The organism is Pseudomonas sp. KCJK8993 (assembly GCF_046230915.1).
GTDB classification, from domain to species: Bacteria; Pseudomonadota; Gammaproteobacteria; order Pseudomonadales; family Pseudomonadaceae; genus Aquipseudomonas; species Aquipseudomonas piscis.
The window spans coordinates 1-15,122 of record NZ_JBJJLO010000091.1; the positions used below are offsets into that span (position 1 = coordinate 1).

Below are 15,122 nucleotides of genomic sequence, written 5' to 3' on the forward strand. Positions count from 1 at the left end.
TCTCGCGATCAGCTGCTTGCAATAATAATCATTATCATTTGCAAGTCAAACGTTTTTCCCTGCCTGCTCGAATTTTTTCACCCTGGATTCCCCTGCACCCGTTTCGGGCTGGCGGGGTGTCTGCATTTCAGGCGATTTCATGCCGTTGGCCTTCCAGGGACTTGTCCACCAGGGCCTTGGCCAGGTCGATCATATGCACCACCGAGAACGCCAGGTCCCGATTGGGCCCATGCAGGTTGTCGGCCGCGCCGTAGGCGGTGGCGGCCGCGCAGCGCAGCAGGTCGGAGGCATGGATCATGGCTTCCTCGCTGCTGAGGCTGCTTCTTATCTCGAAGAATTTCTCCTCCTTGCCGATGCTGCCGTGGGGTGGCTCCATAGGGTGGTCCATCGCTCGTCGCATTGCATGCTTGCCCGTAAGTGAGCTGAATGAGGCCTCTGTATCGAGTTCCGGCACGTCCTTGCTGCTTGTGTTCATGGGTTCTGCCTTGTCTTGAGAAAATGAAAAGAGGGGGCAGGCACAGATTAATACTTATTGTAATTGTGACGCCATTTCAAATACTACAACTTGTGTGTTGAGGCGGAAAATACACAACGTATTGTTCCGCCCATGGATAAATGGATCGAGTTGGTCAAGGCCAACATGAAAGGCCGCAAGGTCACGCAGGAGAAGCTCGCCGAGCGCCTGGGCATGTCCCAGGGCGGCATTGGCCATTGGTTGAGCAAGCGGCGCCAGCCCAAGATCGAAGACATGAACCGGGTGCTGGAAGAGATCGGCATGGGCTTTCTCGAAGTGGTGCTGGTGGTCCGTGAAAAACCCTTGGTCAACGACGATGGCGAGCCCCTGGAGCAGGAACCTTCGCTGGTGGATAGGTACAACCCGTACTTCCGTTATCCGGTCAGTGATTGGCGCAGCGCCGGCGAAGTCCGTGAGGATGGCCAGCCGAGCTATGTGCCTGAGCGCTACGAGTTGTCCGACTACCAGGCCCAGGGCGCGGCGTTCTGGTTGAGGGTGGTGGGTGACGCGATGATCGCGCCCACTGGCATGAGCATCAGCCAGGGCATGTTGATCCTGGTGGACCCGGCCATTGCGGCCGAGCCCGGCAAGCTGGTGGTCGTGCAGTGTCCCGGCAGCGCCGAGGCGCTCTTTCGCAAGTTGGTGCAGGAGGGCGGCCAGCGTTACCTGGCGCCTCTCAATCCCACATACCCGAAGATGCTCTACAACGACGATTGCCGGATCATCGGCGTGGTGGTGCAAGCGACCGCGAAGTTCTGAAGACGCAGGCGCCCTCAGTCGACAAAGCCCCTTCCTGGTTTCAGGAAGGGGCTTTTTGCATCCTGGGCTAGTCCATGGCTGCGGTGTGGGCCGCGGCGCTCACGCAGCCCGCCTGGCGGCGGGCCTTGCTCATCAGGCTGGCTGTTCCAGCTCAACCAGCGCACTGCCTTCGCTGACCATCTCGCCTTCCTGGCAATACAGCGCCTTGACGATACCGGCGTGGGGCGCGCGGATGCTGTGTTCCATCTTCATGGCCTCGAGCACCACCAGTTGCGCGCCGGCTTCGACGCTTTGCCCGGCGTCCACCAGGACCCGGACAATGCTGCCGTTCATGGGGGCAGTGAGGCCGCCGTGCTGGCTGTGGCTGGCGTCGGCCGCGGCGATCGGGTCGTAGGCCGTGACGCTGTGCATCTCGCCCTGCCAGTGCAGGTAGAGGGTGTCGCCACGACGGATGGCCCGGTGCTCGCGGCGCACGCCTTGGCGCTCCACCAGCAGGCGTTCACCCTGCAAGCGGTAGTCGACGCCAAGGGTCTGCAGGCTGATGGCCCGGTCCTGGCCGTCGGCGCTCAGGTGCAGGGCGACCTGCGCCGGCAAGCCGCTGCGCCAGCCATCGACCGCCGCCCAGGGCGAATGCGGATCGTCCTGGCGCTCGCGCCGCGCCAGGCTCTGGCTGTAGGCCTGGGCCGCCGCCTGCCAGAAGTCCTCGTCCAGCTCGCGGGCCGCCGGCAGCAGTTGCTCCTGGTAGCGTGGAATGAAGCCGGTATCCAGTTGGGCCTCGGCGAAGGCCGGGTGGGCGATGATCCGGCGCAGGAACGCCAGGTTGGTCTTCAGGCCGCCGATGGCGAACTCATCGAGCATGCTCAGCAGGCGCTGGCGAGCCTGTTCGCGGTCCTCGCCCCAGGCGATCAGCTTGCCCAGCATCGGGTCGTAGAACGGCGATACGCTGTCGCCTTCCTCGACGCCGCTGTCCACGCGCCGGCCAGGGCCACTGGCGGACTCACGATACAGCTCCAGGCGGCCGGTGGCCGGCAGGAAGTCGTTGCCCGGGTCCTCGGCGTACAGACGCACTTCGATGGCATGGCCCAGCAGGGGTACCTGGTCCTGGGTCATGGGCAGGGTTTCGCCACGGGCCACGCGGATCTGCCAGGCCACCAGGTCCAGGCCGGTGATGGCTTCGGTGACCGGGTGTTCCACCTGCAGGCGGGTGTTCATCTCCATGAAGAAGAATTCACCGCGGGCGTCGAGCAGGAATTCCACGGTGCCGGCGCCGACGTAGCCGATGGCCTGGGCCGCCCGTACCGCGGCTTCGCCCATGGCCTTGCGCAGCTCGGCGCTCAAGCCGGGAGCCGGGGCTTCTTCCACCACTTTCTGGTGGCGGCGCTGGATCGAGCAGTCGCGCTCGTTGAGGTACAGGCAGTTGCCGTGCTGGTCGGCAAAGACCTGGATCTCCACGTGCCGTGGCTTGAGCAGGTATTTTTCCACCAGCATCCGCGAATCGCCGAACGACGACTGTGCTTCACGCTGGGCCGAGGCCAGTGCTTCGGCCAGCTGGCTGACGTCCTCCACCACCTTCATGCCCTTGCCGCCGCCACCGGCGGTGGCCTTGAGCAGCACCGGATAGCCGATGCGCTCGGCGGCGCTGCGGAAGGTTTCCAGGTCCTGGGCCTCGCCGTGGTAGCCCGGCACCAGCGGTACACCGGCGGTTTCCATCAGGGCCTTGGCCGCCGACTTGCTGCCCATGGCGTCGATGGCCGAAGCCGGTGGGCCGAGGAAGATCAGCCCGGCGGCCTCGATGGCCCGGGCGAAACCGGCGTTCTCGGAAAGAAAGCCATAACCGGGGTGGATGGCCTGGGCGCCGCTGGCCTTGGCGGCGGCGATCAGCTTGTCGATCTGCAGGTAGCTTTCGCTGGCCTTGCTGCCGCCCAGGTCCACGCGGATATCCGCTTCACGGCTGTGGCGGGCATCGCGGTCGGTGGCGCTGTGCACGGCCACGGTGGTCAGGCCCAGGGCCTTGGCGGTGCGCATCACGCGGTAGGCGATCTCGCCGCGGTTGGCCACCAGCAGGGTATCTAGGATCGGCGCGCTCATCAGCGGGACTCCTTGGTCGTGGTCTCGGTCTGCCAGCTGGGTGGGCGTTTTTCCAGGAACGCCCGCAGGCCTTCCTGCCCTTCGGGACTGACGCGGATCCGCGCGATTGCATTTTCGCAGTAGCGGCGCAGGGCGGTGGTCAGGGCGCCGTTGCCCACTTCGCGCAACAGGTCCTTGCTGGCACGCATGGCCTGGGGGCTGTTGAGCAGCAGGTTGTCGATCCAGCGGGTGACGTGCTGTTCCAGCTCCGCCGCCGGGTAGCTCTCGGCCAGCAGGCCGATGTCCCGCGCACGCGGACCGTCGAAGCGCTCGGCGGTCAAGGCATAGCGCCGGGCAGCGCGTTCGCCGATGGCCTGGACCACGAACGGGCTGATCACCGCCGGGGCCAGGCCAATGCGCACTTCCGACAAACAGAATTGTGCGTCGTCGCTGGCGATGGCCATGTCGCAGCAGCTGATCAGGCCCAGGGCACCGCCGAAGGCCGCGCCTTGCACCACCGCCAGGGTCGGGATCTTCAGCTTGGCCAGGTTGTACATCAACTCCGCCAGTTCCCGGGCGTCGTCGAGGTTGGTGTTGTAGTCCAGCTCAGCCGACTGCTGCATCCAGGCCAGGTCGGCGCCGGCGCTGAAATGCCGGCCACGACCGCGCAACAGCAAGAAGCGCAGGTTGGGGTCGCCTTGCACCTGGTCCAGGGCCAGGATCAGCTCGCGGATCATCTCGGCGTTGAAGGCGTTGTTCTTTTCTTCACGGCTGAGCCACAAGGTGGCGAAGCCACGAGGGTCGCGCAGCAGTTCCAGGGTATTGAAATCGCTCATGATCTTCTCGCGCAGGATTACATGCGGAACACGCCGAAACGGCTCTGTTCGATAGGGGCGTTGAGGGATGCGGACAACGCCAGGGCCAGCACCTCGCGGGTCTGCGCCGGGTCGATGACGCCGTCGTCCCACAGCCGTGCGCTGGAGTAGTAGGGGTGTCCCTGGTGCTCGTACTGGTCGAGGATCGGTTGCTTGATCTGGGCTTCCTGGGTCGCGTCGAACCCCTGTCCGCTGCGTTCCGCCTGCTCGCGCTTGACCTGTACCAGCACGCCGGCGGCCTGCTCGGCACCCATCACGCCAATCCGCGCGTTGGGCCACATCCACAAGAAGCGTGGATCGTAGGCGCGGCCGCACATGCCGTAGTTACCGGCACCGAAGCTGCCCCCGATGATCACGGTGAATTTCGGCACCTGGGCGCACGCCACCGCCGTCACCAGCTTGGCGCCATGCTTGGCGATGCCGCCGGCCTCGTATTTCTGCCCCACCATGAAGCCGGTGATGTTCTGCAGGAACAGCAACGGGATGCCGCGCTGGCACGCCAGTTCGATGAAGTGGGCGCCTTTTTGCGCCGCCTCGGCGAACAGGATGCCGTTGTTGGCCAGGATCGCCACCGGGTAGCCGTGCAGGTGGGCGAAGCCGCATACCAGGGTGGTGCCGAACAGCGCCTTGAATTCATCGAACAACGAACCGTCCACCAGGCGCGCGATGACTTCGCGCACGTCGAACGGCTGTTTGGGATCGGCCGGCACCACGCCATACAGCTCATCCCGGGCATACAGCGGGGCGATCGGCGTGCGTTGCTGCAACTGGCCCTGCTTGTGCCAGTTGAGGTTGGCCACGCTACGGCGCGCCAGGGCCAGGGCGTGCTCATCGCTCTCGGCATAGTGGTCGGCCACCCCGGAAACCTTGCAGTGCACGTCGGCACCGCCCAGGTCCTCGGCGCTCACCACCTCGCCGGTGGCGGCCTTCACCAGCGGCGGGCCGGCGAGGAAGATAGTGGCTTGCTCGCGGACCATGATCGCTTCGTCGGCCATGGCCGGTACGTAGGCGCCGCCGGCGGTGCAGGAGCCCATGACCACGGCGATCTGCGGGATGCCCTGGGCGCTCATGTTGGCCTGGTTGAAGAAGATCCGTCCGAAGTGCTCGCGATCCGGGAACACTTCGTCCTGGCGGGGCAGGTTGGCGCCGCCGGAGTCCACCAGGTAGATGCACGGCAGGCGATTCTGCAGGGCGATGGTCTGCGCGCGCAGGTGCTTTTTCACCGTCAGCGGGTAATAGGAGCCGCCTTTGACCGTGGCATCGTTGGCCACGATCATGCACTCCACGCCTTCCACCCGGCCGATGCCGGCGATCACCCCGGCGGCGGGCACGTCTTCGCCATAGACCTCGTAGGCCGCCAGCGGGCTGATCTCCAGGAACGGCGAACCCGGGTCGAGCAGGCGGTTGATCCGCTCGCGGGGCAGCAGCTTGCCGCGCGAGGTATGGCGTTCCTGGGCCTTGGCGCCGCCGCCTTGCTGGACCTGGGCCAGCAAGGTATGCAGGGCGTCAACCTGGGCCGCCATGGCGCTCCAGTTCTGCGCGAACTCTGGTGATTTAGTGTTCAACTGTGACTTCAGGATCATCATGACTCCTCACGCAGAATCAAGCCTCAAGCTTCAAGCTGCAAGAATGTTCAGTGTTGTGGCTGCAAGCGCGCATCGCTGTTTGTCTTGCTGCTTGTAGCTTTCTGCTTGAAGCTGCTTCAGCGGGTTTCGTTGAACAGTTCGCGGCCGATCAGCATGCGGCGGATTTCGCTGGTGCCGGCACCGATCTCGTAGAGCTTGGCGTCGCGCAGCAGGCGGCCGGCCGGGAATTCGTTGATGTAGCCGTTGCCACCCAGGATCTGGATCGCATCCAGGGCCATCTGGGTCGCACGTTCGGCGGAGTAGAGGATCACCCCGGCGGCATCCTTGCGGGTGGTCTCGCCACGCTCGCAAGCCTGGGCCACGGCGTACAGGTAGGCGCGGCTGGCGTTGAGCTGGGTGTACATGTCGGCGATCTTGCCCTGGATCAGCTGGAACTCGCCGATGCTCTGGCCGAATTGCTTGCGGTCGTGGATGTAGGGCACCACCAGGTCCATGCAGGCCTGCATGATCCCGGTCGGGCCGCCGGAGAGCACCACGCGCTCGTAGTCCAGGCCGCTCATCAGGACCCGCACGCCGCCGTTGACTGCACCCAGTACGTTCTCTTCCGGCACTTCGACGTCATCGAAGAACAACTCGCAGGTGTTGGAGCCGCGCATGCCCAGCTTGTCGAACTTGTTGCTGCGGCTGAAACCTTTCCAGTCACGCTCGACGATGAACGCGGTGATGCCGTGGGGACCCTTTTCCAGGTCGGTCTTGGCATAGATCACATAGGTGTTGGCGTCGGGGCCGTTGGTGATCCAGGTCTTGCTGCCGTTGAGTACGAAGCGGTCGCCGCGCTTGTCGGCGCGCAGCTTCATCGACACCACGTCGGAGCCGGCGTTGGGTTCGCTCATGGCCAGGGCGCCGATGTGCTCGCCGCTGATCAACTTGGGCAGGTACTTGCTCTTTTGCTCATGGTTGCCGTTGCGGTTGATCTGGTTGACGCACAGGTTGGAGTGGGCGCCGTAGGACAGGGCCACCGAGGCCGAGCCGCGGCTGATTTCTTCCATGGCCACCACATGGGCCAGGTAGCCCAGGCCGGCACCGCCGTATTCTTCCGGCACGGTGATGCCCAACAGGCCCATGTCGCCGAACTTGCGCCACATGTCGGCAGGGAACAGGTTATCGGCGTCGATCTGTGCCGCCCGGGGCGCCAGCTCCGCCTTGACGAAGGCCTGGACCTGTTGGCGCAGCATGTCGATGGTTTCACCGAGGGCGAAGTTCAGGGTCGGGTAACTCATGGCGGGGCACCTTCAAAATTTGTTTTTGTCGAGGGAACGAGACGCGGAGAGCAGGCGGCCTGGCTCTCACCTTTACGTTAACGTAAACCTGCGTCGAATGGCTGTCAATCGCCCTTTACGTAAACGTCAACTTGCGCCAGAGTAATCGGGCTTTCGCTTGGAGCCTGGCTTGTTCGCGCCATCGGCCTGGCTCCTGAACACCCACTAATAAAGACAATAGGGGGCGTCATGGAACACTCGGGTTCCCAGCCGGATCGCAGCTATACCCGTGGCACGCAAGACCGCGCCTTGCTGGCGCAGACCATTGGCCAGGCCTTCGACAGCACCGTCGCCGCCCATCCCCAGGGCGAGGCACTGGTGGTCCACCACCAGCAGTTGCGCTACACCTGGCAGCAACTACGCGAGACGGTCGACCTGCATGCCCGGGCCATGCTGGCCCTGGGGCTCAAGACCGGCGACCGCTTGGGGATCTGGGCCCCCAATTGTGCCCAGTGGTGCATTGCCCAGTTCGCCAGCGCCAAGATCGGCGTGATCCTGGTGAACATCAACCCGGCTTATCGCGCCGCCGAACTGGAGTACGTGCTCAAGCAGTCCGGCTGCCAATGGCTGATCTGCGCCGGGGCCTTCAAGACGTCCGATTACCACGGCATGCTCCAGGGGTTGCTGCCGGAGCTGGCCGAACAGTCCATTGGCCAGTTGCACAGCCAGCTGCTGCCGGAGTTGCGTGGGGTGATCAGCCTGGACGCCCGGCCACCGTCGGGCTTCCTGCCGTGGTCGCAGCTCGGCGACCTGGCCGCCGGCGCCAGCGCCGAGCAATTGCAGGCCCGCCAGGACAGCCTGGATTTCGATCAGCCAGTGAATATCCAGTACACCTCGGGCACCACCGGCTTCCCCAAGGGCGCGACCCTGAGCCACTACAACATTCTCAACAACGGCTACATGGTCGGTGAAAGCCTGGGCCTCACCGCCGCCGATCGGCTGGTGATCCCGGTGCCCTTGTATCACTGCTTCGGCATGGTCATGGGCAACCTGGGTTGCATCACCCACGGCAGCACCATGATCTATCCCAACGATGCCTTCGACCCGCTGCTGACCCTGGGGGCCGTGGCCAAGGAGCGGGCCACCGCGCTGTATGGCGTGCCCACCATGTTCATCGCGATGCTCGACCAGCCCCGGCGCCACGAGTTCGACCTGTCGAGCCTGCGCACCGGGATCATGGCTGGCGCCACCTGTCCGATCGAAGTGATGCGCCGGGTGATCAGCGAGATGCACATGAGCGAGGTGCAGATCGCCTATGGCATGACCGAGACCAGTCCGGTTTCACTGCAGACCGGCCCGGACGACGAGCTGGAACTGCGGGTGACCACCGTGGGGCGGACCCAGCCGCACCTGGAAAGCAAGATCATCGATGAGGCCGGCAATGTGTTGCCGCGTGGCGCCATTGGCGAGCTCTGCACCCGGGGCTATAGCGTGATGCTCGGCTACTGGAACAATCCCGAAAGTACCCGCGAGTCCATCGACCCGGCGGGCTGGATGCACACCGGCGACCTGGCGACGATGGACGAGCGGGGGTACGTGCGTATTGCCGGGCGCAACAAGGACATGATCATCCGCGGTGGCGAGAACATCTATCCGCGGGAGCTGGAGGAGTTCTTCTTCACTCATCCTGCGGTGGCCGATGTACAGGTGGTGGGGGTGCCATGTGCCCGTTATGGCGAGGAGATCGTGGCCTGGATCAAGTTCCATCCCGGACACACGGCCAACGAGCTGGAGTTGCAGGCCTGGTGCAAGGAGCGCATCGCGCACTTCAAGACGCCTCGTTACTTCAAGTTCGTCGAGGAGTTCCCGATGACCGTCACCGGCAAGATCCAGAAATTCCGCATGCGGGAAATCAGCACCGAAGAACTGCGCGAGCATCTGGGCAGGGGCTGATCGTCTTGGGGCGTGCATCGGTCCCGGTGCACGCAGCTGGGGCGGGCAGGGTGCAAAACACGAAAGTCAGGAAGCACAAAGGGGAGCCGAGGCTCCCCTTTAATTTGTCGTTGCATGCTCTTTTTTATTATTGAGGGGCGGCCTGTTGTTGTTTTTGTCGACCGTGGCCCTTTACCGCTGTTTTGGGCGATCCCCATCCGGGATCAAGAGCAAACGTATTTTTTTGAGCGCTGATCCAATGTGTCGCCAGGGCGATCCAACCGGTTCGGGAGCTACCTCGAGGGTAGTTTTATTGTTCTCTGACCGATTGCGGATGGCTCTTGCAAGCCGTCCCGCACAGTGCACCTTCTCCAAAAAAATCTGTTAGCTGCGTCTCTGCCGTGTTGTTCTTGTTATGTCAGAGTCGTTTCGTCTTATTTTTATTAGGTTTGCAGCTTTTTATTCTTGTTATGCCATAGAGATAGCAGAAGCTGTGCCAACTTTTTAAAACCCTTTAAAATCAATGGCTTGATCATTTTGTAGGACAAGCTGCTCCGCAAAAAAATCAACAAACTGTTTCCGTGTTACTCGTTTCCGCCCCATTCCAGAGCGGTCGGTAACACACCGGCGCACACTTTGCTCAGCCGGCGCTACGTGCCTTGGCCACCCGCGAGCCGGTGGCCCGGCCCAGCACTTCGCTGATGCGGTTACCGGCGGCGATCAGGCGGTCCATGTCGATACCGGTGTGGATCCCCAGGCCGTCGAGCAGATACAGCACGTCCTCGGTGGCGACGTTACCGCTGGCGCCCTTGGCATAGGGGCAGCCGCCCAGCCCGGCCACGGAGCTGTCGAATACCGCGATGCCTTCTTGCAGGCTGGCATAGATATTGGCCAGAGCCTGGCCATAGGTGTCGTGGAAGTGCCCGGCCAGCTTGTCCCGTGGGACATTTGCGGCCACTGCCTCGAACATCCGCCGGGTAGCGCCGGCGGTGCCGGTACCTATGGTGTCGCCCAGGGACACTTCGTAGCAGCCCATGGCGTACAGCTCGCGGGCCACCAGGGCCACTTGTCCGGGGGCGATCGATCCTTCATACGGACAGCCCAGCACGCAGGACACATAGCCGCGCACGCTGATGCCGTGCTGCCGGGCGGCCTCCATGATCGGCGCGAAGCGTTCCAGGCTCTCGCTGATGGAGCAATTGATGTTGCGCTGGGAGAAGGCTTCCGAGGCGGCGGCGAACACCGCGACTTCCTTGACCCCGGCCGCCAGGGCATCCTCGAAACCGCGCAGGTTCGGTGCCAGGGCGCCGTAGACCACCCCCGGCTTGCGCTGGATGCGGGCGAACACTTCGGCCGAGCCGGCCATCTGCGGCACCCACTTGGGCGAGACGAAACTGCCGACTTCTATATAGCCCAGGCCGGCCTCGGTCAGGGCGTCCACCAGGCGCACCTTGTCGTCGACGCTGATGGGCTGGGCTTCGTTCTGCAGGCCGTCGCGGGGGCCGACTTCGACCAGGCGTACGTGGCTGGGGAGGGACATGGGGTTCACCTTCTCTCAAGTGATGACGGGGAGCGCTGCGCACCGCATGGTCGCTGGCGTCATTGGGCGGTGTTGTTCTGACTCTGGAGGGTCTGTTGCAGCGCCTGGGTGCAGCGCTCCTCGGCGGTATCCAGTTCCAGTTTCATCTGTTCGATGTCCAGCAGTTGCTGTTCGAGCTGTGCGCGACGCTCGGCGATCTTCGCCAACATGCTGTGCAGTTGCTTGAGGTTGCCGCTGGAGGGGTCGTAGAGCTCGATCAGCTCGCGGCATTCGGCCAGGGAGAAGCCGATGCGCTTGCCCCGCAGGATCAGTTTCAGGCTGACCTTGTCCCGTGGCGAATAGATGCGCTCCTGGCCCCGACGCTCAGGGGCCAGCAGGCCCTGCTCCTCATAGAAGCGAATGGCCCGGGTGGTGATGTCGAGCTCGCGGGCGAGGTCGGAAATACTGTAGGTCTGACTGCTCATGGAGACGCTCAAGGGAGGACGTGGCGCTAAGCTAAAGGTAGGTTGACGTATACGTCAAGCAGTGCCCTTGCATCGCCGACCCGCTCCTGGCCGCCAGGCCCGGAAGCGGATCCGCCGGCGGTTCGGGCTCAGACTGCCTGCTGGTCGAGTTTTTTCTCGTGGGCGGCGACCTGCTGGCACAGCTCGATCATCTGCTCGCGCATCCAGCGGTTGGCCGGGTCCTGGTCGGTGCTTTCGTGCCAGTAGAGATGGGTTTCCACTGGCGGCACGTCGTTGACCGGCAGGTTGAAAGCCTGCAAGTCGTGGCGTCTTGCAAAACGCGCCGGCACGGTCATGACCATGTCGGTCTGTTGCAAGACCAGGGAGGCCATCAAGTAATGCTGGGAACGCAGGGCGATCTTGCGCTGGATGCCCATCTTGCCCAGGGCCAGGTCCACATGGCCGAGGCCGCTGCGGCGGCTGGAAATATGGATATGGGTCAGGGACAGGTAGTCGTCCAGGGTGAATTTTTCCTTGCCCGCCAGTGGATGGCCCTTGCGCATGGCGCAGACATAGCGGTCCTCCATGAGCTTGACGTGACGCACCTGGGGGTCGGTGTTGAGCGGTGCATCCACGGCGAAATCCAGGCGCCCGGCCGCCAGTTCCTTGGTGGTTTCCCGGCGCTTGGAGAGAAAGCTCTCGATCGCCACCGTCGGCGCCAGGCGCCGCAGGCGCTGGAACAGCGGCGGCAGGATCACCGCCTCGGTCAGGTCGGTCATGCTGATGCGGTAGGTCTTTACCGCCTGCAGGGGGTTGAAGATCCGGCTCTCCTGGACCGAGACCCGCAGCAGCGAGAGGGCGTTGCGCACCGGCCCGATGATGTTCTGCGCCATGGGAGTCGGCACCATGCCCTGGGCGGTCCGGACGAACAGCGGGTCATTGAAGGTTTCGCGCAGGCGGGCCAGGGCGTTGGACACCGCCGGCTGGGTGATGCCGACGATCTGGCCGGCGCGGGTCAGGTTGGCTTCGGTGTAGATCGCGTCGAAAACGATGAAGAGGTTGAGGTCGACCTTGCTCAGATTCATGGCGCTGCACTCTTGTTGTTGGCCTCGGCGAGGGGCTGTTAGGGCACGTGAGGGGGCGGCTTGGAAGCCAGCAGAATCAGCCGATCATATATCGGTGATGAATGTTAATACACGCCGAGAATAGGCTAGGTAAATTTTCGTAGCTGAACTAGCATCGATTCCAGTCCCTCCACACCCGTTTGCATAGAGGTAGAGCTGCTCATGGAATTCGCCTATTCCCCCAAGGTCCAGGAACTGCGTGAGCGCGTCACCGCGTTCATGGAGGCCTATGTTTATCCGGCTGAAGCGGTTTTCGAGCGCCAGGTTGCCGAAGGCGACCGCTGGCAGCCGACCGCCATCATGGAAGAGCTCAAGCTCAAGGCCCAGGCCGAAGGGTTGTGGAACCTGTTCCTGCCCGAGTCCGAACTGGGGGCCGGGCTGACCAACCTGGAATACGCGCCACTGGCGGAAATCATGGGGCGCTCCATGCTCGGGCCGGAGCCGTTCAACTGCTCGGCCCCCGACACCGGCAACATGGAAGTGCTGGTGCGGTATGCCAATGAGGAGCAGAAGCAGCGCTGGTTGCAACCCTTGCTGCGTGGCGAGATCCGCTCCGCCTTCGCCATGACCGAACCGGACGTGGCGTCGTCCGACGCCACCAACATGGCGGCCCGGGCGGTGCGTGATGGCGACGAGTGGGTGATCAACGGCAAGAAATGGTGGACCTCGGGTGCTTGCGATCCGCGCTGCAAGATCCTGATCTTCATGGGCCTGAGCAACCCGGATGCGCCGCGCCACCAGCAGCACTCGATGATCCTGGTGCCGGTGGATACCCCCGGGGTGAAGATCATCCGCCCACTGCCGGTGTTCGGTTACGACGACGCGCCTCACGGTCACGCCGAGGTGGTCTTCGACAACGTCCGCGTGCCCTATGAAAACGTGCTGCTGGGCGAGGGGCGGGGCTTCGAGATCGCCCAGGGGCGCCTGGGCCCGGGGCGCATCCACCACTGCATGCGTTCGATCGGCATGGCCGAGCGCGCCCTGGAATTGATGTGCAAGCGTTCGGTGAACCGTACCGCGTTCGGCAAGCCACTGGCGCGGCTGGGGGGTAACATCGACAAGATCGCCGATTCGCGGATGGAGATCGACATGGCGCGCCTGCTGACCCTCAAGGCCGCCTACATGATGGATACCGCCGGTAACAAGGTGGCCAAGAGCGAGATCGCCCAGATCAAGGTGGTGGCACCGAACGTCGCCTTGCGGGTGATCGACCGGGCGATCCAGATCCATGGCGGGGCCGGTGTTTCCAGTGACTTCCCGCTGGCCTACATGTATGCGATGCAGCGTACCCTGCGCCTGGCCGATGGCCCGGATGAAGTGCACCGGGCGGCGATCGGCAAGTACGAGATCGGCAAGTACGTGCCTCGGGAACTGATGCGCAGCGGCGGACACTGATAGCCGCTCTGGCAGCCTGTCGGTGGGGGCACCGGCAGGCTGTGCATGGGGTCAATAGACCCACACTTCCACTCGCCGGTTCTTGATCCGGCCCTCGTCGAGATCGTTGGTGGCCACCGGCAACTGTGCGCCGAAGCCGCGGATCTCGCGCAACACCACGCCACTCTTCACCAGTTCCCTACGTACCGCCATGGCCCGCAGCTTGGACAGCAGGGCGGCGCGGCCGGGGTCGTCCTTGGCATCGCCGAAGCCGGCCAGGGTTACCTGGCGGGTCATCTTGCCATGCTGGCGCAGGTAGTCCAGGACCCGAGTCAGATCCTGGCGGGCCTTGTTGTCCAGGTTGGCGCTGCCTTCCTCGAAGCGAAAGTTCACGCTCAGGCGCTGGGCCTCCCGGGTCAGTGCCTGGTACGCCTCGGGCATCTGCGGATTGGGCGCCACGCTCATGGCTTGCACGGTCTGGGCGACGAAGCCGTTGGCGGCCACGATGGCTTGTCCCTTGGCGCTCTGGGCGAAGCTCACCAAGGCCTTGGCCCAGGGGTTCTGGCTGTCGGGCGGCAAGTACAGGTACAGGCGGCGCGACAGCGGATAGTCCTCGGTGGCGATCAGGCTGTTGAGTGGCAGCATCGGTTGCGAATCGCCGTCGACGATGGCCACCGCCTTGGCCTGGCGCACATAGGGCAGGCCGATGAAGCCTATGCCCTGGGGATCCTGGCTGACGGCGTCGGACAACTGCTCGCTGGATTCGAAACGCTTGGCACCGGGGCTCAGGGCCTTGCCGCGTCGGCCAAGGACCAACTCCCTGAAGGTGTCGTAGGTACCCGACTGGTCATCCCGGGCATACAGGTGCACCGGGCCGCCGATCCCGCCCAGGTCTTCCCAGGTCTTGGTCTCGCCGCTGAACAGTCGCGCCAGTTGCTCGGTGCTCAAGCGGGTCAGCGGGTTGCGTGGGTGGAGGATGATCGCCAGGCCGTCGATGGCGATGACTTGCTCGGCGTCGGGGCTTTTCAGGTCACCGAGGTTCTCCAGTTCCACCAGTTCACTGTCCTTGATGGGCCGTGAGGCGGCGGCCAGGTCGGCTCGGGCACTGTTCAGCGCGGCAAAGCCGGTGCTCGAGCCATGGGCGGCCACCTCCGCCCGGACCTGGCCGCCCTGGGCGGTCTGGCCGATGACCCGTTGCTCGTTGTCCTTGCCGCTGGCCTCGATCCTGATGCCATGCAGGCCCTGTTGTTCCATGAGCCCCTTGACCAGCGCCGGGCCCAGCCGGGCGCCGATGGTGTTGGAACCCTGGATACGCAGCACTGCGGTGTCGTCCGCCGCCAGGGGCAGGGCGGCGAATACCGACCAGGGTAGGGAATAACAAATGAAACCGATCAGGAACAGGCTGATGGTCCGGCACCAGATGTCTCGTTCACTGGCGGAGAAAACGCGGGGCATGGGGCACTGGCCTTCTATATAGAGGAAGAGGTAAGTGCCGGCGAGATTAAGTCAGGGAGATGACAGGCCTGTGACGAAGGACGCGTATCATCGTTAGATAGCGAAAGTCCTACGTCATAAATAGCTGTTTTCTCTAGATTTTTTGAGATTTTTCCTAAAGACCAGCCTTTGCGGCCTGCGTAGAGTGGACAACT

At 63.7% G+C, this 15,122-nt stretch carries 12 protein-coding genes; 3 read left to right on the forward strand and 9 right to left on the reverse strand.

Annotated elements, in window-relative coordinates; genetic code table 11:
* Positions 1-127: 127 nt before the first annotated feature.
* On the reverse strand, positions 128-475 hold the full coding sequence (locus ACK6AU_RS23545) for a DUF6124 family protein (protein ID WP_185698974.1): 348 nt from the start codon (positions 473-475) through the stop codon (positions 128-130).
* A gap of 132 nt (positions 476-607) precedes the next feature.
* On the opposite strand from ACK6AU_RS23545, the gene ACK6AU_RS23550 reads away from it, so the two are divergent.
* Positions 608-1,273: a LexA family protein gene (locus tag ACK6AU_RS23550; RefSeq protein ID WP_409301722.1), complete on the forward strand. Its 666-nt coding sequence runs from the start codon at positions 608-610 to the stop codon at positions 1,271-1,273.
* A gap of 132 nt (positions 1,274-1,405) precedes the next feature.
* Here the strand turns inward: ACK6AU_RS23550 and ACK6AU_RS23555 are convergent, their stop codons facing one another.
* From ACK6AU_RS23555 to ACK6AU_RS23570, 4 genes are all read right to left on the reverse strand, one after another.
* Positions 1,406-3,361 (reverse strand): acetyl/propionyl/methylcrotonyl-CoA carboxylase subunit alpha, encoded by a 1,956-nt coding sequence (locus ACK6AU_RS23555; RefSeq protein WP_409301724.1) that lies wholly within the window; start codon positions 3,359-3,361, stop codon positions 1,406-1,408.
* Entirely contained in the window at positions 3,361-4,176 is an 816-nt protein-coding gene (locus tag ACK6AU_RS23560) for a gamma-carboxygeranoyl-CoA hydratase (protein ID WP_185698977.1), read from the reverse strand. Before ACK6AU_RS23560 ends, ACK6AU_RS23555 begins: the two co-directional genes overlap by 1 nt.
* Before the next feature lie 17 nt (positions 4,177-4,193).
* Positions 4,194-5,801 carry a carboxyl transferase domain-containing protein gene (locus tag ACK6AU_RS23565; protein WP_409301726.1) on the reverse strand — a complete coding sequence of 536 codons (1,608 nt, stop codon included), beginning with the start codon at positions 5,799-5,801 and terminating at the stop codon, positions 4,194-4,196.
* Positions 5,802-5,917: 116 nt separating this feature from the next.
* On the reverse strand, positions 5,918-7,081 hold the full coding sequence (locus ACK6AU_RS23570; protein WP_022639680.1) for an isovaleryl-CoA dehydrogenase: 1,164 nt from the start codon (positions 7,079-7,081) through the stop codon (positions 5,918-5,920).
* Positions 7,082-7,309: 228 nt separating this feature from the next.
* Here ACK6AU_RS23570 and ACK6AU_RS23575 point away from each other — a divergent pair, with 228 nt between their 5' ends.
* Complete coding sequence (locus ACK6AU_RS23575) at positions 7,310-9,013, forward strand: AMP-binding protein (protein ID WP_185698979.1); 1,704 nt, start codon at positions 7,310-7,312, stop codon at positions 9,011-9,013.
* Positions 9,014-9,632: 619 nt separating this feature from the next.
* On the opposite strand, the gene ACK6AU_RS23580 is transcribed toward ACK6AU_RS23575, so the two are convergent.
* The 3 genes from ACK6AU_RS23580 to ACK6AU_RS23590 form a co-directional block, all read right to left on the reverse strand.
* The gene (locus ACK6AU_RS23580; RefSeq protein ID WP_185698980.1) at positions 9,633-10,532 is read right to left on the reverse strand and encodes a hydroxymethylglutaryl-CoA lyase; all 900 of its coding nucleotides are present in this window, start codon (positions 10,530-10,532) and stop codon (positions 9,633-9,635) included.
* A 59-nt stretch (positions 10,533-10,591) separates the two neighbouring features.
* Positions 10,592-10,996: a MerR family DNA-binding transcriptional regulator gene (locus tag ACK6AU_RS23585; protein ID WP_185698981.1), complete on the reverse strand. Its 405-nt coding sequence runs from the start codon at positions 10,994-10,996 to the stop codon at positions 10,592-10,594.
* Positions 10,997-11,124: 128 nt separating this feature from the next.
* Entirely contained in the window at positions 11,125-12,060 is a 936-nt protein-coding gene (locus ACK6AU_RS23590) for a LysR family transcriptional regulator (protein WP_085598502.1), read from the reverse strand.
* 201 nt (positions 12,061-12,261) lie between these two features.
* Here ACK6AU_RS23590 and ACK6AU_RS23595 point away from each other — a divergent pair, with 201 nt between their 5' ends.
* Entirely contained in the window at positions 12,262-13,494 is a 1,233-nt protein-coding gene (locus ACK6AU_RS23595; RefSeq protein WP_185698982.1) for an acyl-CoA dehydrogenase, read from the forward strand.
* 51 nt (positions 13,495-13,545) lie between these two features.
* Here ACK6AU_RS23595 and ACK6AU_RS23600 read toward each other — a convergent pair whose 3' ends face one another.
* Positions 13,546-14,928: a substrate-binding domain-containing protein gene (locus ACK6AU_RS23600; protein ID WP_409301730.1), complete on the reverse strand. Its 1,383-nt coding sequence runs from the start codon at positions 14,926-14,928 to the stop codon at positions 13,546-13,548.
* Positions 14,929-15,122: the final 194 nt, after the last annotated feature.

Bases quoted from the DNA above. Each gene is read 5' to 3' on its own strand.
- ACK6AU_RS23585 (WP_185698981.1), bottom strand. From the start codon at position 10,996: ATGAGCAGTCAGACCTACAGTATTTCCGACCTCGCCCGCGAGCTCGAC.
- ACK6AU_RS23590 (WP_085598502.1), bottom strand. From the start codon at position 12,060: ATGAATCTGAGCAAGGTCGACCTCAACCTCTTCATCGTTTTCGACGCG.
- ACK6AU_RS23600 (WP_409301730.1), bottom strand. From the start codon at position 14,928: ATGCCCCGCGTTTTCTCCGCCAGTGAACGAGACATCTGGTGCCGGACC.
- ACK6AU_RS23575 (WP_185698979.1), top strand. From the start codon at position 7,310: ATGGAACACTCGGGTTCCCAGCCGGATCGCAGCTATACCCGTGGCACG.
- ACK6AU_RS23595 (WP_185698982.1), top strand. From the start codon at position 12,262: ATGGAATTCGCCTATTCCCCCAAGGTCCAGGAACTGCGTGAGCGCGTC.
- ACK6AU_RS23570 (WP_022639680.1), bottom strand. From the start codon at position 7,081: ATGAGTTACCCGACCCTGAACTTCGCCCTCGGTGAAACCATCGACATG.
- ACK6AU_RS23545 (WP_185698974.1), bottom strand. From the start codon at position 475: ATGAACACAAGCAGCAAGGACGTGCCGGAACTCGATACAGAGGCCTCA.
- ACK6AU_RS23555 (WP_409301724.1), bottom strand. From the start codon at position 3,361: ATGAGCGCGCCGATCCTAGATACCCTGCTGGTGGCCAACCGCGGCGAG.
- ACK6AU_RS23565 (WP_409301726.1), bottom strand. From the start codon at position 5,801: ATGATGATCCTGAAGTCACAGTTGAACACTAAATCACCAGAGTTCGCG.
- ACK6AU_RS23580 (WP_185698980.1), bottom strand. From the start codon at position 10,532: ATGTCCCTCCCCAGCCACGTACGCCTGGTCGAAGTCGGCCCCCGCGAC.
- ACK6AU_RS23550 (WP_409301722.1), top strand. From the start codon at position 608: ATGGATAAATGGATCGAGTTGGTCAAGGCCAACATGAAAGGCCGCAAG.
- ACK6AU_RS23560 (WP_185698977.1), bottom strand. From the start codon at position 4,176: ATGAGCGATTTCAATACCCTGGAACTGCTGCGCGACCCTCGTGGCTTC.